We start from the raw sequence: 21,643 nt of genomic DNA on the forward strand, positions 1-21,643 counted from the left end.
GATGCGACGCATGTCCAGATTCCGTCAGCAGGCGCTGCTGACCGGCTGCGTGCTGACCGCGTTGCTCACCGCGGCCGGTCTGTTCGTGACCGACCACGGCATCAACCCGCACTTGTGGCTGATCGTCCTCGCACTGGCGTTCCTGGGCTTCCTGGCTTTACTCGACCCGTGGGTCCGCCGCAGGCACAACGCCGCGCTGAGCACCGACGAGCACCTCGACGCCGCGTGCAGGGAGCTCGCGATCGGCCTGCAGGCGCAGTGGAACGAGGAGGTGCGCTCACGCGGCCTCACCGACCCCGACGTGCTCGACCTGCACTGGACCGCCCCCGAGCTGGACGTGAGCGCCGAGCCGGACGCACCTCCCGGACGCAGTGACGCGGTGGTCGGCGCGTTCGAACGGCAGATCAACCGCCGGATGGTCATGCTCGGCGAGGCCGGCACCGGCAAGACGACCGTCGCGATGCTGCTGACGTGCGGCCTGCTGGACCGCTACGACGGCGGCATGGTTCCGGTGCTGCTGCCGCTGTCGACGTGGAACCCGGCGGTCGAGGACATCCGCACGTGGCTCACCCGCAGGCTGTACGAGGACCATCCGGCGTTGCGCAACACCGAGCTGTACGGCAGCTACGCCGGCGACTTGCTGGTCGAGCAGCAACGCGTGCTCCCCGTTCTGGACGGTCTGGACGACATCCCCGACCACCAGCGCGCGAACGCTCTCGCGCGCATCGCGAAGGCCTTCCCCGCGAGCCGGCCGCTCGTGCTGACCTGCCGCACCGCCGAGTACGAGCAGGCGGTGCACGACGCCGGTCCGCTGCCCGGCGCCGACGTCGTCGAGATGGCCCCGCTCGACTTGGAGGAGGTCGCCGCCTACCTGCGGGCCAGCGCGGACACCGTGGGCGCCGCGCGGTGGGAGCCGGTGTTCATCCAGCTGCGGGAGGAACCGGACGGCAGGCTCGCCGACGCGCTGTCCACGCCGTTGACGATGTGGCTCGCCAGCATGGTGTACGCGGACAGCGAGGCCGAGCCGACCGAACTGCTCGACCGCGGTCGTTTCCCGGACGCGCGGGCGATCTCCGACCACCTCTGCGACGAGCTGGTGTCACGGGCGTTCGGCAACAGGGCGTTCGCGCACCACGCCAAGGCCACGCAGGTCTGGCCACGCGACAGGGCCCGCCGGTGGCTCGAGTTCCTCGCCCACGAGATGCGTGACCGCGACATCCGCGAACTGGCGTGGTGGGAGCTGCGCCGGTCGGTCGGCAACACGTGGCTCGCGCTGCTCGGCGCGCTGGTGCTGGGCGCGATCGGCGGGTTCGGCGTCGCCTGGCTGATGGCGTACTCGATCACGCCGTCGCTCGCCCCGATCACCGGTCTGGTGGCGGGCATCGGTGTCGGTGCGGCGGCGCTGACCGCGTCGCAGGAACGCAAAGCCAAGCCGCGCCTGGGAATCTGGCGCAGTCTTCTGCTCGTGCCGGGCGTGCTCGGACTTGCCGCCGGCCTGGTTTTCGGTGCGCTGTACGGACTTTCCGCAGGACTCGTGGCCGGTCTCGGGCTCGCCGTGGCGGTCGCGCTGCGGTTCGCCCTGTCGAGCTCGGCCGAGCTCTCCCAGGCCTCCAGTCCTCAGTGGACGATGTCGCGCGACCGGATCGCGGTGTGGACCGGATCTCTCACGCTGGCCGTGGTTTTCGGCTCGGCGGCGGCGCTGGTGTTCGGTCCCGGGCAGTCGGGCATGGTCGGGCTCGGGCTCGCGTCCGGGCTGATGCTCGGCTTCGCGCTGGCCGTGCTGCACCTGCGCTGGTGGTGGTTCACCGTGGCGCGGATCTGGTTGGCCTTGCGCGGAAAGCTGCCCTGGGAGCTGATGGTCTTCCTGGAGGACTCGCGCAGGCTCGGCGTGCTCTGCCGAGCGGGAGCCTGCTACCAGTTCCGGCACGGACTGGTGCAGGACCGCCTGGCAGAGCACGAGGTGACTACTCGCTCCGCAGGCCAAGTGCTCCGGTCGCCCTTCTCAGCGAGGGCAACGTCAGAGCAGTGACCGCGAACGTCAGGCCCACCACGATCCCGGTGATGAGCCCGATGCCTGCCCAGTCGAAGGCGACCTCGGCCCCGAACACGCGGATCACCAGCACACCCAGTCCGATGCCGGTCGCGAGCGACACCGCGGTGGAGATCGCGAGCGGCAACGCGTTCTGCCAGAGCAACGACCGGGCCAGCGTGCCGCGCGGCACCCCGCTCGCGGCCATCACGGCGAGCGGGCGACGGCGTTCCCTGACCTGCTCCAGCGCCACGACCAGCAGTGACGCCGCCGCGACCAGCAAGGTGAGCAGCGAGCCGGCGAGCAACGCCCTGCGGACCACACCGAACACCCGTTCCGCCTCGTTGGTGTCGTCCTGGCCGCCGAAGTAGCTGTACACCTGCCACGAGTAGCCCGCCATGGCGTTGCGCGCGTGCTCGGCCGCATCGGGCACCGCGGGGTCGAGCACGACGAGGAACTCCGCGCTGTAGGGCACCAGACCACGCGCGGCGGCCGGGGTGATGAACAGGCCGCCGGTGTTGCTGGTGCCGTCGATCACCTCCACCTGCGGCACGGTCCACTTCTCGCCCGACTGCCGGAACGTCACGACATCACCCGCCTGAGCGGCCGGCTGCCCGGTGGATTCCCGCACGGCGTAGATCTTGCCGTCCGTGCAGTTCGGGATGGCCGCCTCCTGGGTGAGCGCGGCACAAGGGGCGATGTTGATGCTCACGTAGCCGCCGTTGTCCAACGATCCCCAGGCCGTGTCGACCCGGTGCACGGCGGTCACGCCCTTGCCCTTCCCCAGCGCCGCGGCGATTCCGCTCAGGTCGGCGCTCTGCCGCGGTTTGACGCTCAGGTAGCTGAAGGAGGCCTGCTTCTTCTCATTGGCCTGGACCTCTTTCTCGACGCCGGCCAGCATCATCTGCAACGTCACGGTGCCCGCCAGCACGACCGCGACACCGCCGACGACACGAGCCGCCGTACCGCTGTCCAGCTGCAACCGGCGCACGGCGAGCTGCAACGCCGGCGTGCCGCCCTTCATCAGGAACACGACCCGTTCCACCAGCCACGGCAAGAGCACCGGGATGCCGAGCATCAGCAACACGATGCCGAACACGACGGGCCACTGGTCGGGCTTCTCCGTCTGCGTGATCTTGCCGATCTGGCTGACGAGCAGTGCGACGCCGACCACCACGGGCACGAGCCGCCACCACACCCGGCGATGGACCGGCTTCTGGTTCCGCACCACGCCCAGCGGCTCGATGATCGTGCGGCGCATCGCCAGCAGCGACGTGACGACCGCGAGCACCGGCACCGCCACGATGACGGTGAGCGTCAGCGCGGGTGTCGGCATGACCTCGCTCGGGAAGGCTGACAGCTCGTTGATGGAGATCTGGTCCACGAACGGCCGGACCGCGAAGAAGATCCCGAACCCGACCGCGAGCCCCGCCAGCGCCCCGGCCAGCGACTCACCGGACGCGATCAGCCGCACCCGGCTCGCGGCCGCGCCGACCAGCCGCAACGCCGCGAGCCGACGGTCGCGCTGGGCCGCGGCGAGCCTCGTGGCGACCCCTACGAACACCAGCACCGGGAACAGCAGCACCACCAGGCCGACGACGCTGAGCAGCCACAGCACCGGGTTCATCCCGCCGCCCTGCTTCGCGACTCCCCAGCCGTGGACGGCGTTGCCGTCCTCCTTGATGTTCGCGCTGCCCGCGTAGAACTGGAGCTCGTTGGGGTTCTGCAGGCCGGCCTGGCCGATCGTGCCGACGACCTTCTGCGGGAAGCGCGGCCTGAGCAGCTCGCCGCGAGGTGAGTCGAGCAGCTTCGCCAGCGCGGGCGAGAGGAAGATCTCGCCGTCGCCCGGCAGCCGGTCGATGCCCGGCGGCACCGGAGCGTCCGGCCTCAGGGTGTTGAGGTAGTGCCCGGCGACGTAGTCGGAGCGGAACGCGTGGCCCTGGTGCTCGGCCAGCAGCGGTGCCGGGCCGTTGCCTTCGGCCACGATCTCGCGCGAGGCCTCACGGTCGCTCCGTGCGTCCATCACGCTCGGCAGCGACGCGGCGAACAGCAGCAACGCGACGCCGAGCCCGATGCCCACGCCCTGGAGCGCGAGCCGCGCCCACGACTTCCGGCTGCCCCCGACAGCCAGCCGGACCCCGAGGGCGAGGTCGCTGACCACCCGCTTCACCGGGCGAACTCCACGTCACGCGAACGACCGTCGCGCACCACGACCTCGCGGTCGGAGTAGGCGGCGACGCGCGGTTCGTGCGTGACGAGCACGACGGCGGCGCCGGTTTCCCGTGCCGCGGTCGTGAGCAGGTGCATGACGCGCTCACCGTTGAGCGAGTCGAGCGCGCCGGTGGGTTCGTCGGCGAAGATCACCTTCGGCCCGGTGACGAGGGCGCGGGCAATGGCCACGCGTTGTCCCTGACCACCCGAGGTCTCGCCGGGACGCTGGTCCGCGACCCCGTCGACCTCCAGGCGGGCGAGCCAGTCCCGCGCGGCGCGTTCGGCGTTCTTGCGCTTCATGCCGCTCAACCGCAGCGGGAGCGCGACGTTCTCCAGGCAGGTCAGCTCCGGCACGAGCTGGCCGAACTGGAAGACGAACCCGAACTCGGTGCGCCGCAGTTCGCTGCGCTCGCCGTCGTTCATCGCCGTCAGCTCGCGGTCGCTGCCAAAATGATCGCGGTAGTGGACCGTGCCCCGGTCCGGCGGGAGGATGCCCGCGAGGCAGTGCAGCAGCGTCGACTTGCCGGAGCCCGACGGCCCCATCACCGCCACGACCTCGCCCGCGCGGATCGTGATGCCCGCGTCCTCGAGCGCGTGCGTCTTGCCGAACGACTTGGACAGGCCTTCTGCCCTCAACAGGCTCATCGCATGACCTCCGCTGCCAGCTGGTCGACCCTGGCGGCGGTCAGTTCGAGCCACCGCAGGTCCGCTTCGAGGTGGAACAGGGCGAAGTCGCAGATGAGCTGGTCGGCGAGGTCGCCGTCGGCCTTGCGCCTGGTCAGCTCGCGCATCGTGGTGAGGTGAGCCGCGCGTTGCGTGTCGAGCACCTCCGTGGCGCTGCGGCCGGACAGCAGGGCCAGCACCACCTTCGCGTAGAGCGTGTTCTGCAGGTACGGCTCCGGCTTCTCCGGGGTGCTCAGCCAGCGCTCTACATCGGTGACCCCGGCGTCCGTGATCGCGTACCGCTTGCGCTCCGGACCGTCACCCGCCTCGACGCCCGCCTCGGTGACGAGGCCGTTCTTCAGCAGCCGCGACAGGGTCGAGTACACCTGCCCGTAGTGCAACGGCCGGTCTTGACCAAAGCGTTCGTCATAGGCGCGCTTGAGGTCGTAGCCGTGCCTTGGACCGCCCTCCAGCAGGCCCAACAGTGCGTGTCCGATCGACATGAGAGGGACTATACACACGATGTATACACCGGGTGTATTCGTCGGATGCCCTGACGCGCAACCGCCGTGGCGCCTACAGTGGTGGGGTGACTGGTCTGACTGTCGGCTGGGATCACGACGTCGAGCTGCTGCTCGACTTCCTGAACACTCGACACGTACTGGACAGTGAAGCCTCCTGGCGCGCGTGGGTGACCGAACGCGGCCTCGGGCGGAGCGGGGAAATCGCACAGGCGCGCGCCGCGCGGGCGGCACTGCGGTCGTCGATCGAGGGGTCGTCAGGCCCCCGGACCACCGCGGGAGTCGTCCACATCGAGCTGACCGACGGCGTTCCCGTGCTGTCCAGCTCGGACGCGCTGGGTGCCGTGCTCGCGGCGTCCGCGCGGCTCGCGGTGCTGGGTTCCTGGGAACGCTTCAAGATCTGTCCTGCCGACGACTGCCTGCGTGCGTTCTTCGACCGCTCGCGCAACCGCTCGCGCACCTGGTGCTCGATGCAGGTGTGCGGCAACCGCGAGAAGGCCAGGACGTTCCGAAAACGAACGCGGGCCCAGAACACGTCTCAGAACAGCGCGTTGGCCACGGTGTAGATCACCAGGCCGGCGAGCGCGCCGACCACCGTGCCGTTGATGCGGATGAACTGCAGGTCCCTGCCGACCTGCAGTTCGATCTTGCGCGAGGTCTCCTCGGCGTCCCAGCGCTCGACCGTGTCCGTGATCAGCGTGGTGATCTCCGCGCGGTAGTTCTGCACGACGTACCCGGCGGCCTGCTCCAGCCAGCCGTCGACCTTGGCGCGCAGGCCGGCGTCGTCCGTCAGGTTCGTGCCCAGCGTGATCAACCCCTGCGTCACGCGCTTGCGCAGCTCGCTGGACGGGTCCTCGGCGGCGTCGATCAGCATCTTCTTCGCCGTGCCCCACGCGCTGTTGATGAGCTTCTGCACGTCGGGGTGCTCGATCACCTGCTGCTTGACCTGCTCGGCACGCTGCATCGTGGCCGGGTCGTTCTGCATGTCCGTCGAGAACTCGAGCAGGAACTGGTCCACCGCGAGCCGCATGGGGTGGTTGACGTCGGTCTTGACCGCCCAGGCGAAGTTGACCAGCTCGGTGTAGACCTTGTCGCCGAGCAGCGCGTCGACGAACTTGGGCGACCACGTCGGCGCGCGGTCGGTGACGATCAGGGTGACCTTGTCGTAGTTGTCGCGCACCCACTCGTAGGCCCGGTCGCACATGAGGTCGACGAGCTTGTGGTGCGCGCCGTCGGTGAGCACCTGGCCCAGCAACTTGCCCAGCGGAGGCCCCCACGGCTGGGCGGTGACGCGCTTGACGATCGCGTGCTCCAAGACGGCCTGCACCTCTTCGTCCCTGAGCACGGTGATCGCGCCCTTGATGACGTTCGCGAGCTCGTTCGTGACGCGTTCGGCGTTCTCCGGCTGCTTGATCCACGCACCCGCGCGCTCGGCGATGCCCGCTCGCCTGAGCTTGTCCTGCACCACCTCGAGGCTGAGGAAGTTGACGCCGACGAAGTCGCCGAGCGTCTTGCCGAACATGTTCTTGCGGGTGGGGATGATCGCGGTGTGCGGGATCGGCAGGCCGAGAGGGCGCCTGAACAGGGCCGTGACGGCGAACCAGTCCGCGAGCGCGCCGACCATGCCGGCTTCGGCGGCGGCTCGCACGTAGCCGACCCACGCGCCCTCGAACGCGTGCGTGGCGAAGAAGACGACCGTGGCGCCGACCAGGAAGCTGGTCGCGACGAGCTTCATCCGGCGCAGGTCGGTGCGCTTCTGCTGGTCAGCGGCGGTCAGTTGCTCCACACCGCCATTGTCCGTGAAGATCCTGCGTTGTGCGGGTACCAGCGCTAGTCCCCAGGTTGCAGCCGTTCACGTCGACCATCTTCGCGGAGATGACGGCGTTGGCCGTGCAGCACGACGCCGTCAACCTCGGTCAGGGTTTCCCCGACACCGACGGCCCCGAGTCGATGCTGGAAGCCGCGCGGTCGGCGATCTCGTCGGGCGTGAACCAGTATCCGCCCGGCCCCGGCATGCCGGTGCTGCGCAGGGCGATCGCCGCGCACCGTTCGCGGTACGGCGTCGCGTACGACCCGGACACCGAGATCCTGGTGACCGTCGGCGCCACCGAGGCGATCGCGGCGTCGCTGCTGGCGCTGGTCGAGGCCGGCGACGAAGTGATCCTCGTCGAGCCCTACTACGACTCCTACGCCGCTTCGGTCGCGATGGCCGGTGCCACCCGCGTGACGGTCGGTCTGCGCGAGGACGCTTCCGGCCGGTTGGCGCTGGACGTCGAGGCTCTGCGCGCCGCGGTGACGCCGCGGACCCGCGCCATCCTGGTCAACTCGCCGCACAACCCGACCGGGACCGTCTTCCGGTTGGAGGAGCTGCAGGCCATCGCCGCCCTCTGCATCGAGCACGACCTGCTCGCGATCACCGACGAGGTGTACGAGCACCTGGTGTTCGACGGTCTCGCCCACATCCCGCTGGCGTCGCTGCCGGGGATGGCCTCCCGGACGTTGTCGATCTCCGGGGCGGGCAAGACGTTCAACTGCACCGGCTGGAAGATCGGCTGGGTGTGCGGGCCTGCCGAGCTCGTGTCCGCGGTGCGGGCGGCCAAGCAGTTCATGACGTTCGTGGGTGGTGCCCCGTTCCAGCCCGCCGTCGCGCACGCCCTGACGGCCGAACTGGACTGGGTCGCGTCGCTGCGCGACTCGCTGGCCTCGAAGCGCGCGCGTCTGGCCGAGGGGCTGCGTGCGGCCGGTTTCGAGGTGCGGTCGTCGGAGGGCACGTACTTCATCTGCGCCGACGTCCGTCCGCTCGGCTACACCGACGGCTGGGCCCTGTGCCGCGACCTGCCCGCCAAGATCGGCGTCGCCGCCGTGCCCGTCCAGGTGTTCACCGACCACCCCGAGGACTGGCAGCACCTGATCCGGTTCGCGTTCTGCAAGCAGGACGCGGTGATCGACGAGGCTGTGGAGCGCCTCCACAAGCTGTAGTTGTCCACAGGTGTGGATGAGTTCCTCCACACCTGTGGACAACCCACTTTCGGGTGAGGCATGGAGCCTTGAGGCGCGGGTTCGACTCCAAATGGCATGGACTCGAACACCGAGGTTCTCGAGGCGGCACGTGCAGGCCTGTCGGGCTGGGAGTTGCTGGTCGAGCGCTACTCCCGCCTGGTCTGGTCGGTGCCCAGATCGTTCCGCCTGAGCTATGCCGACGCGGCCGACGTGTACCAGTGCACCTGGCTCTGCCTGGCCGAACACCTGACTCGCATCCGGCAACCCGAGCAGCTCGGCACGTGGCTGATCCGTACCGCCACCCGCCAGTCGATCGCCGTCGTGCGCGCCCGCGGGCGGGAGGTCTCGCTGGACCGCTGGGAGCCGGAATCGTCGTTGCCCTCGCCGGAAGAGGTCGTCGTGACCAACGATCGGCAGCACCGCCTGTGGACCGCGTTGATGACCTTGAACGAGCGGTGCCAGCGGCTCCTGTGCATCGCTGCCCACAGCCCGGAGCTGAGTTATGCACAGGTTGCGGAAGCCCTGGGGATGAAGCTGGGGAACGTCGGCTCCACACGCAGCCGATGCCTCGCCGAACTGCGGCGGAAGCTGGAGGGACAGCTGTGAGGGACGCACTGCTCGACGAGATCGCCGATCTGCTCAGCTCCGACACGCCGCCGCCCGTACTCACCGCCCGCCCGACCGGGTTCGAACCGATGGAGGCCGTCGACGAGCCCGTCCGCGGACCGTCCCGGCAGCTCGTCTTCCACGTCGGTGCCGGCCGCCTCCACCTCCAGCTCGACTCGACCCGCCTGACCGGGATCATCGACCGGTCGCTGGCGGTGGAGGTCCGTTCACCTCGCTCCGTCCAGACGCTGTGCCCGGACGCCGAGGGCTGGTTCAGGGCCGACGTCACGCCTGGACCCGTGTGCGTGACCGTCCCCTCGCTGGGGCTGACGACGGGGTGGTTCGTCGCATGAGCGCCAGCGCGGACCCACGGGCCACCATCGACGCCACTGCCGTTCGGGGCACGAAAGCCCAGCGTGCCGATGCCCTGCACGACCTGAGCATCGCCCACGCCGAGCTCGGCCACCTCGACGTCGCCGCCCGGTACGCCCAGCGCGGGCTGCGGCTCACCGGAGAAGCCCGGTTCCACCTCACGCTGGCGTGGATCGACCTGGACCGAGGACGCGGAAAACAAAGCCTCGCGCACCTCGATCTGGCGACACCACACCTGCGAGGCAGGGAGCTCGCACGGGCGAGGTGTCTGCGCGGACTTCACCTCTGCCAGTCAGCCGAACCACGGCTGGCGATCGCGGAGCTGACCGCGGTCATCAAGGAACTGCGGCGACACGGGGATCAGCGGTGGCTCGCCAACGCGTTGATCGGCCGTGGGATCGCCCGGTGCAACGCCACCCAAGTGGCCAGGGCGGACGCCGACTTCACGTCCGCACAAACGTTGCTGCACGCCATCGGCGAGCCTGGACGTGCGGCGATGTGTCTGCACAACAGGGGATTCGTGGCGATGCTCGCCGGCGATCTGCCTTTGGCGCTGCGGCGCTACGAGGACGCGGCGAAGGCAGGCCTCGACTCGACGAGCCGGCCCGAGGCTCTGGTCGATCGCGCCGAGGCACTGCTCGCCGCCGGGCTCACGACCGAGGCGCGTCGGGTGCTGACTCCGGCGCTGGAGTTGCTCCGCAGGTGCAACCGGCACGTGCCGGAGCTGGCGGTGCTGAGTGCGCGTTGTGCGTTGCGGGCCGGGGATCCGGCACCGGCCTTGCGGCTCGGTGGCTCGGACGTCGAGTTCATGCTCGCCGCGGGGAAGCTCGATGCCGTTGCGGCGCACAGGTTTCGCGGGCCGGTCCAGACGCGGGCGCTCGGGTGGCTCGCGCAGGCGAGGAGGTCGGATCGGCGTGGCGCGCTGGCGGCGTGCCGGGCGGGGCTCAGGTTGCTGGACGAACACCTCGGCGACTGGCCACGCCGCGAGCTGACCGGGCACGCGCTGGGACTCGCCAGGACCGCACGCGAGGTGTTGCACTGGTCAGAGCGGCATCGTGCGTCAGTCCCCTTGCCTCCCAAGGAACCTGAGCTCGCACGGGCACTCACGCGCCTGCGGCGGGCGAGGGCGTTCGGGTTGCCGTTGGACGCGTTGGAGCGAGATGTTCGACGACTCGCTCTCACGGCCGTTCCACGAGGCGTCCGGGCGAGCGTCGCAGAACCAGATCTGCCGCTCGTCAGCTTCATTGTCCACAACGGACACATGCGCGCGGTGACCGTGGTGGATGGCCGGGCTCGCCTCCGCGATGTTCCCGGCGCCACCACACTCGTCCATGACACGCGGCTGGCTGTCGCCGCGGGCAGAGCTGTGCCGACGCCGGAGGGATTGCTTCCTGATGCCGACGAGATCGTGGTGATCCCGGACGGCGTCCTGCACGCAATGCCGTGGGGCGCTCTCGGCCGACGAATTCACGTCATTCCCTCGTTGCGACATTGGCGACGGCCCCGGAATCCCGGCCGCCGGGTGTGGATCACCGGCCCACGGCTGCTTCACGACGAAGTGCCCGCACTGCAGCAAGAGCACGGTGGCGATCGCGTCAAACCGTTCGCGGACAACACCCTGGCCGCACTGGAAGGTGCCGGGATCGTGCACATCGCCGCCCACGGCGTCGTGAACGTCGACAACCCGTTGTTCTCTTACCTGGAGCTGGAAGACGGTCCGCTCTACGGCTACGACATCGCGAGACTCGAGAACCCGCCGGAAATCGTGGTGCTGTCGGCCTGTGAGTCGGGACTGGCCCGCGCGTTCCTCGACGCCGGCACGCGAGCGGTGATCGCCAGCGTGCTGCCGGTGCCCGATGCGCAGGTCAGCAAGGCCATGGCCGAGGTTCATCGGCTCATCGACCACCCCGTCGAGGCGGCACGAGCCGTCGCCCACCTCGGGTTCAGCTGCTACGGCACCGGAACGAGGGTCGCCGCGTGCAGGGCCGCCGCGAACGACGTCCCGGTGCACAACGCCTGCGTGGAACCCACCGTCGCGGGCACGTCGACCCCTTCGGCGACGACGTTCACCCACGGCCCGTGACCCGAGAACGGTGCCGAGGCACCTACCGCGGTCACTGCGGGCAAGGCCGCCGGCCACCAGGGCCGGGTGGAGCCCCCGTTGCCGGCGGCGGCCACCACGTTGCGGCCGGTGGCCGCCAGGACCGGCGGGCATTCGTCGTTGAACGAATACGTGCCCGACGCGACCAGGACGACGGGGAGCGAGCGGGTGGCGCGCAGGGCGGCGGCGAGGGTCAGGTCGTCGCCGAAGCCCGCGGCCGTCAGGACGGGGAACGGGCGCACCGTGGCGCCGTGGTGGCGCAGGACGCCCGCGACCAGGGCGCCGTGCGCGGCGTCCAGCGGGGTGTCGAGCAGGGCCACGGTGCCCTCACCCAGCAACTCGGGGATGTGGCCGCCCACGACCGGGCGAGAGGTGCCGATCATGATCGGACAGGAAACGTGCACGTGGTTGGGGGTGGCACCCACGTCGCGTGCGATGTCAACGACGCGGAGGCGATCTGGCGCTTTCGTGTACATGCGGATGGCGCCGGTGGCGATCTCCTCATGGGAGTAGACGCCTCGCAATCGCTTGCGCACAGTGGGTGCGTCTGACGGAGGGACGATCAATTCGCCCGAACGGACCAAGCACTCGTTTGGGCCCTCAGGGTCGTGGGCGTGCACAGGACCCAGGGCCGCCGCGGCCTGACCGACCAGCTCAGAGAGGCTGTTGACCTGCTTAGGAGCGTCCACATCGGACACGATCCCCCGGCGCGACACGGTCCACAGGGGAGCGAGGCACAAAGTCACTCGATCCGATGACGACACTGACGGTGTTCATGCCTGATCAGGGCAACCCGGACAGCCGCACGGGGACGCCCTTCCGAGTGTTTCGCGCGGAGTTCGTTCGCAAAGTCACTCACCAGTGCTAGACATAGCTCAACGTCGACCTCCGACGGCGCTGTGCGTTGGCGGTGACCTGAACGGTGGACGGTGGTGATCCTGTGGCCGGTGGTGGAGCTCGTGCACTGCTGCTGCGGGCCGCTGCCCTGGGCGGGTTGACCGCCGCAGCCTGGCTGCTGGGCGGGACCGACGCGTTCGCGAGCCCCGAGGAACCGCCGGCCGTCGAGGTCACGACCGAGGCCAAGGACGCTCCGCAGCTCCTCGAGAACCCCGCAGGCTGGGTCAAGGCGTTCACCGCGTCCGTGCTGCGAGAGCACCGGACGCAGAAGCTCGTGTCCCCGGTTGTGACGAAGCCGCAGGAACCCGCGGACGAGCCGGAGGACGAGGGTCCGGTGGTCGACTTCACCGGCGGCTCGCAGGGCAACACCCGATCCGGCACCGTGACGAACAAGGCGCCGCCCGCGGTCATGGCGGCCAAGGCCCAGGCCCGCGCCGCCGCCAAGGCCGCGAAGGCCGCCGCGGAAGCTCCGCCTCCCGCGCCTCCAGCACCGCCGGCCGCTGCGGTCAAGAAGGTCGTGCCGAAACTGCCCGATCTGCCCGTTCCCGGACCGGCCAAGACCGAACCGTCGCCGAAGAGCGACCTCAATTGGTCGGTTCCCGGCCATGACGCGCCGCTGCCCGCACCGCAGCAGGCCCCCGTGGTCGCGACGGCCTCCGCGTCGTCCGGCCACACCGACAACTCCGGCGGCACGCGCGGCGTGCTCGCCGTCCTGACGTCGCACAACTCGCTCTTCCCTCCGTCCGTGTGGTCGGTCGAGGAGCGCCGCGACGGTCGCTCTCCGGGCAGCCTTCCCGGGCTGCCGAGCTCGTCACCCGACTGAGTCAGACGGGACAGCTCTGCCCTCTGCGTGATTTGTGACCGTCTCGTTCCGTCGCGCGCATAACTCCTCCTCGCATTTCCCGTTGTACGCAAGGAACCCAAGTCTTCCTGACCTGCCGACCGCGCCCTGGCAGGTCAGGTCTGGTCCGAGTGCCGCGCTGCCCCCGCAGTCTCGGACCGCACGGGAAACCTGCGGACGGGGGACGTCAATCCCTGGGACGTTCCCCGCCGCAGGCCACCCGGTGGCAAGTTCGTCGGCCCGGTCTCCACCGCTGCGGTAGACCGGGCCGACGTGTCTCACGCGACCGGCACCGAGAGGTCGGCATCCACCGGGAACCCTGTTCCCGCAACGGATGCAGCTACCACACCCAAACGGCCGATCGCTTCGCGCAGCACTTCGGGCGACTGCGTGTACGGCACTCGGAGCATCTGCTCGCACCCGCCGTGCACCGCGAACCGAGGACCGGGCACGAGCCGCAGGCCGTGGTTCTGCGCCACGACGGCGACCCGCGTGCTCACCGGCCCGTCGAGTGTGCACCACACGCCGAGGCCGCCGGAAGGCACCTTGAAGCTCCACTGTGGACAGTGCTCGCGCAGGGCCGCGACCGTCACGTCGCGTTGCTCCAGCGCCTCCGCACGCCGTTGCGCCAGAACGGTTTCCGGATCCTCCAGCAACGAGGCGAGCACCAGCTGCTCGAACACCGGCGTGCCGAGGTCGATCGCCGCCCGCGTCGACAGCAACCGGTGCACCATCTCCGCGGACGCCCTGATCCATCCGATCCGCAGTCCACCCCAGTGCGACTTGCTCGCCGATCCCAGCGTCACCACGGAATCCGCGCCGAACGCGGCCATCGGCAACGGCATCTCGGGAACGTCCAGCCCGAGCTCCACCAGCGTCTCGTCGACGACCACGGGTGTGCGAGCCCTCCGCAGCACGGCGGAAAGCGCTTCACGCTGCGCCGGCGACATCAACAACCCGGTCGGGTTCTGGAAGTCCGGGATCAGATAGGCCAACCGGGGACCTGCCTGCCGCAGAGCGGCCTCGTACCCGTCCACGTCCCAGCCGTCGCCCAGCATCGGCACCGGCACGGGGATGCCGAACGACGCCCGCACCGCCTCCAGCGCGTTGGGATAGCTCGGTTGCTCCACGAGAACGCGATCACCAGGCCCGACGAACAGCCGCAGGACCAACGCCCACGCGTGCTGCGCGCCCGACGTCACCACGATCTGGTCAGGAGACGTCGGCAGGCCGCGCGCGGTGTACCGGTCCGCGATCCGTTGCCGCAGCACCGACAATCCCCGCTCGTCGTACCCGTGCGACGCCAGGTGTTCCGGCATCTGGGCGAGAGCGACCTCCATCGCCGCCCGCACCGAAGGCAACGCCGGCGGCGCGGCGCGGGACAGGTCGATCAACGTGTCGTCGAAACCGGTGATGCCTCCACCACCGCCGACCGGGCCGTTGATCCAAGACCCGGACCCGCGCCGCGACTCCACCACCCCCTCGGCACGCAGCTGGTCCAGTGCGGCGGTGATCGTCGTCCGGCTCACCGGCAGCGCGTCGGTGAGCTCGCGCTCGGACGGCAGCCGGGTGCCGACGGGCAGCCTGCCGTCCGCGACCATCAACTTCAGGGCGGCCGCGAGATCAGCCGACCCCTGCCGCGCACCGCCCCGGCGCCACGACCCGAGCAGCCGGGCGAGCCGAGTTCCGGATATACGTCCACCTGGCGGGAGCATGAGGCCAATTATCTTGAATTGGCTATGGATTGCCAGGCCAATCACCACCCAGTATGGCCACATGGCCACATTGACCGCACTCAACCAGGTCCCCGTGAGGATCGCGCCCATCCGTCGCCTCTCCCAGCTCTTCGCAGGTCTGTGGCTCTACGGCGCGAGCATGGGCCTGCACATCCGCTCGACCCTCGGCCTCGATCCCTGGGACGTGCTCCACGAGGGCCTGGCCAGACGCACCGGCCTGAGCTTCGGCCTGATCACCGCGATCACCGGTGTGCTGGTGCTGCTCGCGTGGATCCCGCTGAAGCAGAAGCCCGGCGTCGGCACGATCGCCAACGTGGTGGTCATCGCGATCAGCGTCGACGTGACGCTCTCGATCGTTCCGGCGCCGCAGGAACTTCTGCCCAGAATCGTGCTGCTCACACTGGGCATCGTGCTGAACGCGGTCGCGTTCGCCGCTTACGTCGGCTCACGCCTCGGGCCGGGTCCGCGCGACGGCATGGTGACCGGATTCTGCCGCCGCACGGGCCTTTCCCTGCGCCTCACCCGAACCGTCATCGAGCTCGTCGTCCTGGGCACCGGCTGGCTGCTCGGCGGCACCGTCGGCGTCGGCACGATCCTCTACGCCGTCAGCATCGGCCCGCTCTCCCAGCTGTTCCTGCCTGGCCTCACCTGGCGCGAGCGCTCGCAGCCCGCTTCCTGATCTCGGCATAGGTCACCCCGCGTTCGGTCAGCACCTCGGCCACGATTCCCTTGCCCTGCAACAGAGCCAGCACGATGTGCTCGTTGCCGAGGTAGTTGTGGCCGAGGTCGCGGGCCTCGCGCAACGAGTTCTCCAGGGCTTTCTTGAACGCGGGTTCCAGCGGCATGCCGAACCACCGCCGGCGCGGCCCCGGCCGCAGCACACCGGACCCGAGCGACTGCTCCACCGAGTCGATCACCTGGTCGACGTCGATTCCCAAGCCCCGCAACGCTTCCGCGTCGGCCTTGGTCAGCCCGCCCTTGCGCCGGTAGTCACGGAAGGCCGTCTCCAGCTCCTCACGCGGCAGGTCGAACCCGGCGAGCACCGGCGCGTCGAGCAGCGCCAGCAGCAGGTGTTCCACGCCGACCTCGGCGGCATGGACCTCCTCCGCGTTCCGCACCGCTGCCTTCACGGCCTCACGGGCCTCTTTGGTGAACCGTTCCGCGATCATCATCGACCCCCGTGCTTCTTGTGCACCGCCTGGCGGGAGACACCGAGCTCCGCCGCGATGTCCTGCCACGACCAGCCCTGGGCCCGCGCACTGCGGACCTGGGCGGCCTCCAGATGTTCCAAAAGTCGCCGCAAGGCGCTGACGGCCCGCAACCCCACCTTCGGGTCGCGGTCTCCAGCCGCCGTGGCGAGATCCGTCGCTTCAGTCATGATGTCAACGTACGTTGACAACCGGGCGCCGTCAACCCAAGTTGACACGTACGGTGGAACCGTGAAGATCGAGACCGCTGAGCAGGGGGCTCCTGGCCGGGTCACGGAGGATCGGATCCGCGTGCTGCCGAACGCCGTCGTGGTGCTCGACGGCGTCACCTCGCGAACCAGGCCACCAGATCGCAACGGCGGCTGGTACGCCACACAGCTCGCCGACGAGCTCGCCCGCCTCATCGACGGCACGTCGCCACTCGCCGACCTGCTGGCCCAGGCGATCACCAACCTCGTCGCGCGACACGACCTCGTCCCCGGCGACTCGCCGTCCTCGACAGCCGCGATCGTGCGATGGACCGAGGACACGATCGACGCGCTCGTCCTGTGCGACACCCCGATCGTCGCTTTTGGACAGACGACCCACGTGGTCGAGGACACGCGGCTCGAAGACCTCCGGCCGGACCCGGACATCCTCCGGTGGAGGAACAAGCCTGGCGGGTACTGGGTCGCCGAGGCCGAACCCGTTGCGGCACACCAGGCCCTGACCGCGAGCTGGCCGCGAACGGAGATCGAGAAGGTGATCGTCGCCACAGACGGCGTCTCATGTGGAGTGTCCGAGTACGGACTCTTCACCTGGGAAGAGCTCGCCCGAATTCCGTTGGGCGAAGCGCTGGACCGAATCCGCGAAGCCGAACGCGGCGATTCGGAGCACAAGCGTTGGCCGCGCTACAAAACGCATGACGACCAAGCGATCGCCAGGCTGTGCACATGACTTGGCCACATGACGAAAGAAGCCCCGCAGCACGCTGCGGGGCTTCTTTCGAAGAGGGATGGCCAGGGGCGGGGTCGAACCGCCGACCTACCGCTTTTCAGGCGGTCGCTCGTACCAACTGAGCTACCTGGCCATGAACTAAGGAGAAGCGACCCAGACGGGACTCGAACCCGCGACCTTCGCCGTGACAGGGCGACGCGCTAACCAACTGCGCCACTGGGCCTTGCTCTTGCAGATCTTACCTTACCGCACTTACTTTACTGCGTGCCCCCAACGGGATTCGAACCCGCGCTACCGCCTTGAAAGGGCGGGGTCCTAGGCCGCTAGACGATGGGGACTAGCTGGTCGCTGGAAGCATCGTAAGCATATGGCATGGGTACACGCACCTCCAAAACGGGGGTCCCACTTATGCCCTGACCTGCCCAAACCGCCTCCGGGGCGAGAAGGCCCAGATCAATAAACGCCTGCTCACGACCCTGAAGCCTCGTCAACGGTGTTTTGTGATCCAGACAACTTCCAAGCGGAAGATGCGACACAGGGCAGCACGTACCCGAGAACTTCGCGGATACGGCTCGGGAAGTCGGCACACGCCGTCGTCGCCGAAGAGATCAACCGGGCACCGAGGGCGGCACCGCACAACGCCCGCGCCACCGCGTCCGGATCGACACCGGGACGCAGATCCCCGCGCTCGCCCGCTTCCCTCACGTAGCCGGCGATCAGCTTCTCCCACATGATGTGCGTGGAAGGCACACCCGGATAGCCGATCTCGCGATCGGCGGCGAGCCGGACGCCCGCGCGCAGCACGACGTCGGCGGCCATCCGGTCCGCGGATTCGGCGAACATGCCGTGCAGAGCGCTCAACGGGTCGACGCCGCGCGCGTGCCACGTCTCGCGCACCTGAGCCCACAGCTCGCTCTGGCGTTCGATCAACGCACTGGCGACGGCTTCCTTGGAAGCGAAGTGGAAGTAGAAGGCGCCCTTGGTGAGCCCGGCGCGTGCGAGCACGGCGGTCAGCGACGTGCGTTCGTACCCAAGCCGGTCGAACTCCTCCGCCGCGGCGTGGAGTATCGCCTCGCGTGTCGCATACGCCCGATCCTGCTGGGGCATGGGTCAAGGTTAGCCGTTGCCGCTAAAGAGACCCGTGGGTATGTTTCGAGATGCGGCCCTGTCCTGCAGACGCGCTCCGGGGGGTGCGCGTCTGAAGTCAGGGCCGCATCCGCATTCGCATCACGTCACCGCTGCACAGGAGGCGCACCGCCGTCCTCGCCCGGTGACAGGCCCAGCATGTCGAGCAGCATCCTGCAGTCCTCGGTACCCAGGGCGCTCCGTGCGACGGCGAGCCTGGCCCTGTGCACCTGCTCATCGGAGATCCGCGAGGGTTCTCCGCTGCGCTGGGCCGGAACGTTCGGCCCGCCCTGCCGTGACATGCCGTCGTCTTGGGTGATCAGGAACTTCCGTACTTCCAACGACCCGCTCATGAGTGCCCTCCCCGACTTGAGGTTGGCGCGAGGCTAAGCGACCTGGGACAACGGCCGCAGCCCCCCGCAGAGTGATTCCACCGCCACCCAGCGTCACTTTCCGTACAGGTGCGGTGCCTGTCTCGTGGGGATCTCGCCAAGGGAAGATGGACCGATGACTGATCCCACGCCGGAGCCTTCCCCCGATGCAGAGGGCCAAAACGCGGAGCAGATACCGCCACCGGTCGACCCGCAGGAGATCCTGAAGGCCATCAGCGGCATCAACCTGGAGAGCATCGACGCCGACATCGAGTCCGCGTTCGGCGCCAGGCTGGCCGAGCTCGACAAGATGCTCGAGGGCCTCGACGACCTGGTCAACAAGATCGAGAGCGACATCCAGAACCTGGACCAGCCGAAACCGGACGGTCCTCAGTAGACGGCTTACCCCAGGGGGGTATGATCGGTGTCCCGCTCCTAGAAAGGGACCCCGATGTCCGTCACTGCCACCTACACCGTCACCGGCATGACCTGCGGCCACTGCGTCAGCTCCGTCAAGGAGGAACTCGGCGAGGTCGACGGCGTCACGGGCGTCGACGTCGTCCTGGAGACCGGCGCGGTGACCGTGACCAGCGACCATGAGCTCGACCGGGCCGAGGTCGTCGCCGCCGTCTCCGAGGCCGGGTACCAGGTCGCCTGATGACCACGACCGAGCCCCGCCACGTCGAACTCAGCATCAGCGGCATGACGTGCGCCTCCTGTGCGCGGCGCATCGAACGCAAGCTGAACAAGCTCGACGGCGTCTCCGCCACGGTGAACTACGCGACCGAGAAGGCCAGCGTCCAGTTCCCGGACAACCTGCGCGTGGACGACCTGGTGTCGACCGTGCGCGCGGCGGGCTACGACGCGGAGGAGCCCACACCCGAGGTCGCCGACGACTCCGGCGACCTCCGGCTGAGGTTCGTCCTGGCCGCGGTGCTCGGCGTGCCGGTGATCGCGTTCTCGATGGTCCCGGCGTGGCAGTTCCCCACCTGGCAGTGGGTGTCGCTGGCGCTCGCCAGCGTGGTCGTGTGGGTCTGTGGCTGGCCGTTCCACCGTGCGGCCGCCGTCAACGCACGGCACGGCGCCAGCACGATGGACACCCTCGTGTCGATGGGCGTCACGGTCTCGTACCTGTGGTCGCTATTCGCGCTGGTGTTCGGCGAGGCCGGGACGATCGGCATGCGGCACGAGTTCAGCCTCCTGCCGCAGCCCACGGGTTCCGGCGACATCTACCTGGAGGTCGCGGTCGGCGTGACCGTGTTCCTGCTGCTCGGACGGTGGCTCGAGGCCCGGTCCAAGCGCAGCGCGGGCGCCGCGCTGCGGTCGTTGTTCGCCCTGGGCGCCAAGGATGTGTCGGTGCTGCGGGACGGTGCCGAGACGCGGGTCCCGGTGGCCCAGCTCCGGGCCGGCGAACAGTTCTTGGTCCGTCCGGGTGAGCGCATCGCCACGGACGGCCTAGTGGTCGAGGGCAACTCGGCCGTGGACCGCTCGATGGTCACGGGTGAATCCGTTCCCGTCGAGGTCGGTCCGGGCGACGCGGTCGTCGGCGGCACGGTCAACGCGGGCGGTCGACTGGTCGTCACGGCCACCTCCGTCGGCGCGGACACCCAGCTCGCCCGCATGGCGCGGCTCGTCGAGCAGGCCCAGGCGGGCAAGGCCGAGGTGCAACGGCTGGCCGACCGGGTGTCGTCCGTCTTCGTCCCGGTCGTCGTGGCGATCGCACTGGCGGCCTTCGGCGCGTGGTTGCTCGCGGGCAGGCCGCTCGAGTTCGCGGTGACGACCGCTGTGGCCGTCCTCGTGATCGCGTGCCCGTGCGCGCTGGGTCTCGCGACGCCGACGGCGTTGCTCGTGGGCACCGGCCGCGGCGCTCAGCTCGGCATCCTGGTGAAGGGTCCCGAGGTGCTGGAGTCGACGCGGCGCGTGGACACCGTGGTGCTCGACAAGACCGGCACCGTCACCACCGGCCGGCTGACGCTGGTCGACGTGATCCCCGCGGACGGCGTGTCGCGCGACGAGGTGCTGCGGTTCGCGGCAGCCGTCGAGAACGCGTCCGAACACCCGATCGCCGCGGCGATCGTCCGTGAAGTTCCGGAACTCCTGCCGGTGTCGGACTTCGTTTCCACGGACGGCGTCGGCGTCAGCGGCGTGGTCGAAGGTCGACGCGTTGTCGTCGGGCGGTTGCGGAACGTTTCACTGCCGATGGAATTGACTGCGGGAGCGGTTGCACAAGGCACTGTTGTGGCAGTTTCCTTTGATGACAAGGTTGTCGGTCTCATCATCGTTTCGGACGTCGTGAAACCCACGTCGGCACAAGCGATTCGCTCGTTGCGCGAACTGGGCCTGCGGCCGGTGCTGCTGACCGGTGACAACGCCGAAGTGGCCGCCGCCGTGGCAGCGGAGGTCGGCATCGACGAGGTCATCGCCGACGTCCTGCCCGCCGGGAAAGTCGAAGCGGTCCGGAATCTCCAGGCACAGGGCCGAGTTGTGGCCATGGTCGGCGACGGCGTGAACGACGCGCCGGCACTCGCGGCCGCGGATCTGGGGCTGGCCATGGGAACCGGCACCGACGTCGCGATCGAGGCGAGCGACCTGACCCTCGTGCGCGGCGACCTGCGCGTGGCAGCGGACGCCATTCGCTTGTCCCGCAAGACGTTGGGCACGATCAAGGGTAATCTCTTCTGGGCGTTCGCCTACAACGTGGCTGGACTTCCACTCGCGGCGCTGGGACTGCTGAACCCCATGATCGCGGGGGCCGCAATGGCGTTCAGCAGCGTGTTCGTTGTTACCAACAGCTTGCGACTACGGGGTTTCCGTTCATCGGCAACTTAAGAATCTTGCGTGGGAACACTCCCCAAGCGCCTTGTGCGCGTGCAACAATCCGAAGTAGCTGACACACCCCCGGTCAGCGCCTGTGGAGATCCCCTCCGGCCCCCGCGTTCCTCCCCCTGGCGCGGGGGCCTCCGCAGCTCTGCGTCAGGCTGCTCGGCTGACGCCTCGCCGCCTGACGCTGCGGGTGTCTTCTGGGG

General features: G+C 69.2%; 21 protein-coding genes and 3 tRNA genes. 12 read left to right on the forward strand and 12 right to left on the reverse strand.

The window, feature by feature from the left end:
* Positions 1-10: 10 nt before the first annotated feature.
* On the forward strand, positions 11-2,029 hold the full coding sequence (locus JOD27_RS25105; RefSeq protein WP_239568707.1) for an NACHT domain-containing protein: 2,019 nt from the start codon (positions 11-13) through the stop codon (positions 2,027-2,029).
* Here JOD27_RS25105 and JOD27_RS25110 read toward each other — a convergent pair.
* From JOD27_RS25110 to JOD27_RS25120, 3 genes are read right to left on the reverse strand one after another with little or no spacing between them, the layout of a single operon-like run.
* Complete coding sequence (locus JOD27_RS25110; protein ID WP_204764732.1) at positions 1,965-4,199, reverse strand: ABC transporter permease; 2,235 nt, start codon at positions 4,197-4,199, stop codon at positions 1,965-1,967. The two genes, JOD27_RS25105 and JOD27_RS25110, sit on opposite strands and share 65 nt — an antisense overlap.
* Complete coding sequence (locus JOD27_RS25115) at positions 4,196-4,885, reverse strand: ABC transporter ATP-binding protein (RefSeq protein WP_204764733.1); 690 nt, start codon at positions 4,883-4,885, stop codon at positions 4,196-4,198. Before JOD27_RS25115 ends, JOD27_RS25110 begins: the two co-directional genes overlap by 4 nt.
* Complete coding sequence (locus JOD27_RS25120; RefSeq protein ID WP_204764734.1) at positions 4,882-5,406, reverse strand: PadR family transcriptional regulator; 525 nt, start codon at positions 5,404-5,406, stop codon at positions 4,882-4,884. The genes JOD27_RS25115 and JOD27_RS25120 overlap by 4 nt, the downstream gene beginning before the upstream one ends.
* Positions 5,407-5,492: 86 nt before the next feature.
* Here JOD27_RS25120 and JOD27_RS25125 point away from each other — a divergent pair, with 86 nt between their 5' ends.
* Entirely contained in the window at positions 5,493-5,990 is a 498-nt protein-coding gene (locus JOD27_RS25125) for a CGNR zinc finger domain-containing protein (RefSeq protein WP_307830312.1), read from the forward strand.
* Here the strand turns inward: JOD27_RS25125 and JOD27_RS25130 are convergent.
* Positions 5,963-7,210: a DUF445 domain-containing protein gene (locus JOD27_RS25130; protein WP_372441730.1), complete on the reverse strand. Its 1,248-nt coding sequence runs from the start codon at positions 7,208-7,210 to the stop codon at positions 5,963-5,965. The genes JOD27_RS25125 and JOD27_RS25130 overlap by 28 nt on opposite strands.
* 29 nt (positions 7,211-7,239) lie before the next feature.
* On the opposite strand from JOD27_RS25130, the gene JOD27_RS25135 reads away from it, so the two are divergent.
* The 5 genes from JOD27_RS25135 (at position 7,240) to JOD27_RS25155 (ending at position 13,223) form a co-directional block, all read left to right on the forward strand.
* Positions 7,240-8,403, forward strand: a complete 1,164-nt coding sequence (locus JOD27_RS25135) for a pyridoxal phosphate-dependent aminotransferase (RefSeq protein WP_204764735.1) — start codon at positions 7,240-7,242, stop codon at positions 8,401-8,403.
* Between the two features lie 96 nt (positions 8,404-8,499).
* Positions 8,500-9,030, forward strand: coding sequence for an RNA polymerase sigma factor (locus tag JOD27_RS25140; protein ID WP_204764736.1), 531 nt, complete (start codon positions 8,500-8,502; stop codon positions 9,028-9,030).
* Entirely contained in the window at positions 9,027-9,383 is a 357-nt protein-coding gene (locus tag JOD27_RS25145) for a hypothetical protein (protein ID WP_204764737.1), read from the forward strand. Before JOD27_RS25140 ends, JOD27_RS25145 begins: the two co-directional genes overlap by 4 nt.
* Complete coding sequence (locus tag JOD27_RS25150; protein WP_204764738.1) at positions 9,380-11,485, forward strand: CHAT domain-containing protein; 2,106 nt, start codon at positions 9,380-9,382, stop codon at positions 11,483-11,485. The genes JOD27_RS25145 and JOD27_RS25150 overlap by 4 nt, the downstream gene beginning before the upstream one ends.
* Positions 11,486-12,443: 958 nt before the next feature.
* On the forward strand, positions 12,444-13,223 hold the full coding sequence (locus JOD27_RS25155; protein ID WP_204764739.1) for a hypothetical protein: 780 nt from the start codon (positions 12,444-12,446) through the stop codon (positions 13,221-13,223).
* Positions 13,224-13,519: 296 nt separating this feature from the next.
* Here JOD27_RS25155 and yczR read toward each other — a convergent pair whose 3' ends face one another.
* Positions 13,520-15,019, reverse strand: a complete 1,500-nt coding sequence (gene yczR, locus JOD27_RS25160) for a MocR-like transcription factor YczR (protein ID WP_443673966.1) — start codon at positions 15,017-15,019, stop codon at positions 13,520-13,522.
* On the opposite strand from yczR, the gene yczE reads away from it, so the two are divergent.
* Positions 15,018-15,656, forward strand: a complete 639-nt coding sequence (yczE, locus tag JOD27_RS25165) for a membrane protein YczE (protein WP_204764740.1) — start codon at positions 15,018-15,020, stop codon at positions 15,654-15,656. The two genes, yczR and yczE, sit on opposite strands and share 2 nt — an antisense overlap.
* Here yczE and JOD27_RS25170 read toward each other — a convergent pair.
* Both JOD27_RS25170 and JOD27_RS25175 read right to left on the reverse strand, forming a co-directional pair.
* Positions 15,622-16,149 carry a Clp protease N-terminal domain-containing protein gene (locus tag JOD27_RS25170; protein WP_239568713.1) on the reverse strand — a complete coding sequence of 176 codons (528 nt, stop codon included), beginning with the start codon at positions 16,147-16,149 and terminating at the stop codon, positions 15,622-15,624. The two genes, yczE and JOD27_RS25170, sit on opposite strands and share 35 nt — an antisense overlap.
* Positions 16,146-16,355 carry a helix-turn-helix domain-containing protein gene (locus JOD27_RS25175; protein ID WP_030473166.1) on the reverse strand — a complete coding sequence of 70 codons (210 nt, stop codon included), beginning with the start codon at positions 16,353-16,355 and terminating at the stop codon, positions 16,146-16,148. Before JOD27_RS25175 ends, JOD27_RS25170 begins: the two co-directional genes overlap by 4 nt.
* A 61-nt stretch (positions 16,356-16,416) precedes the next feature.
* Between JOD27_RS25175 and JOD27_RS25180 the strand changes: the two genes are divergently transcribed.
* The gene (locus JOD27_RS25180) at positions 16,417-17,121 is read left to right on the forward strand and encodes a protein phosphatase 2C domain-containing protein (protein WP_307830313.1); all 705 of its coding nucleotides are present in this window, start codon (positions 16,417-16,419) and stop codon (positions 17,119-17,121) included.
* Positions 17,122-17,180: 59 nt separating this feature from the next.
* On the opposite strand, the gene JOD27_RS25185 is transcribed toward JOD27_RS25180, so the two are convergent.
* The 5 genes from JOD27_RS25185 to JOD27_RS25205 all read right to left on the reverse strand — a co-directional run bounded on the left by JOD27_RS25185 (position 17,181) and on the right by JOD27_RS25205 (position 18,599).
* Positions 17,181-17,254, reverse strand: a tRNA-Phe gene (locus tag JOD27_RS25185).
* 16 nt (positions 17,255-17,270) lie between these two features.
* Positions 17,271-17,344 (reverse strand) — tRNA-Asp (locus JOD27_RS25190).
* A gap of 42 nt (positions 17,345-17,386) precedes the next feature.
* Positions 17,387-17,459 (reverse strand) — tRNA-Glu (locus JOD27_RS25195).
* Positions 17,460-17,589: 130 nt separating this feature from the next.
* Positions 17,590-18,228, reverse strand: a complete 639-nt coding sequence (locus JOD27_RS25200; protein WP_204764742.1) for a ScbR family autoregulator-binding transcription factor — start codon at positions 18,226-18,228, stop codon at positions 17,590-17,592.
* Positions 18,229-18,353: 125 nt separating this feature from the next.
* On the reverse strand, positions 18,354-18,599 hold the full coding sequence (locus JOD27_RS25205) for a hypothetical protein (RefSeq protein WP_204764743.1): 246 nt from the start codon (positions 18,597-18,599) through the stop codon (positions 18,354-18,356).
* Positions 18,600-18,753: 154 nt separating this feature from the next.
* Here JOD27_RS25205 and JOD27_RS25210 point away from each other — a divergent pair, with 154 nt between their 5' ends.
* From JOD27_RS25210 to JOD27_RS25220, 3 genes are read left to right on the forward strand one after another with little or no spacing between them, the layout of a single operon-like run.
* Positions 18,754-19,014, forward strand: a complete 261-nt coding sequence (locus tag JOD27_RS25210) for a hypothetical protein (RefSeq protein ID WP_204764744.1) — start codon at positions 18,754-18,756, stop codon at positions 19,012-19,014.
* 54 nt (positions 19,015-19,068) lie between these two features.
* Positions 19,069-19,275, forward strand: a complete 207-nt coding sequence (locus JOD27_RS25215) for a heavy-metal-associated domain-containing protein (protein ID WP_204764745.1) — start codon at positions 19,069-19,071, stop codon at positions 19,273-19,275.
* Positions 19,275-21,446: a heavy metal translocating P-type ATPase gene (locus JOD27_RS25220; protein WP_204764746.1), complete on the forward strand. Its 2,172-nt coding sequence runs from the start codon at positions 19,275-19,277 to the stop codon at positions 21,444-21,446. Before JOD27_RS25215 ends, JOD27_RS25220 begins: the two co-directional genes overlap by 1 nt.
* Positions 21,447-21,643 lie beyond the last annotated feature (197 nt).

Origin of the sequence: Lentzea nigeriaca, assembly GCF_016907955.1 — a bacterium.
GTDB lineage: Bacteria > Actinomycetota > Actinomycetes > Mycobacteriales > Pseudonocardiaceae > Lentzea > Lentzea nigeriaca.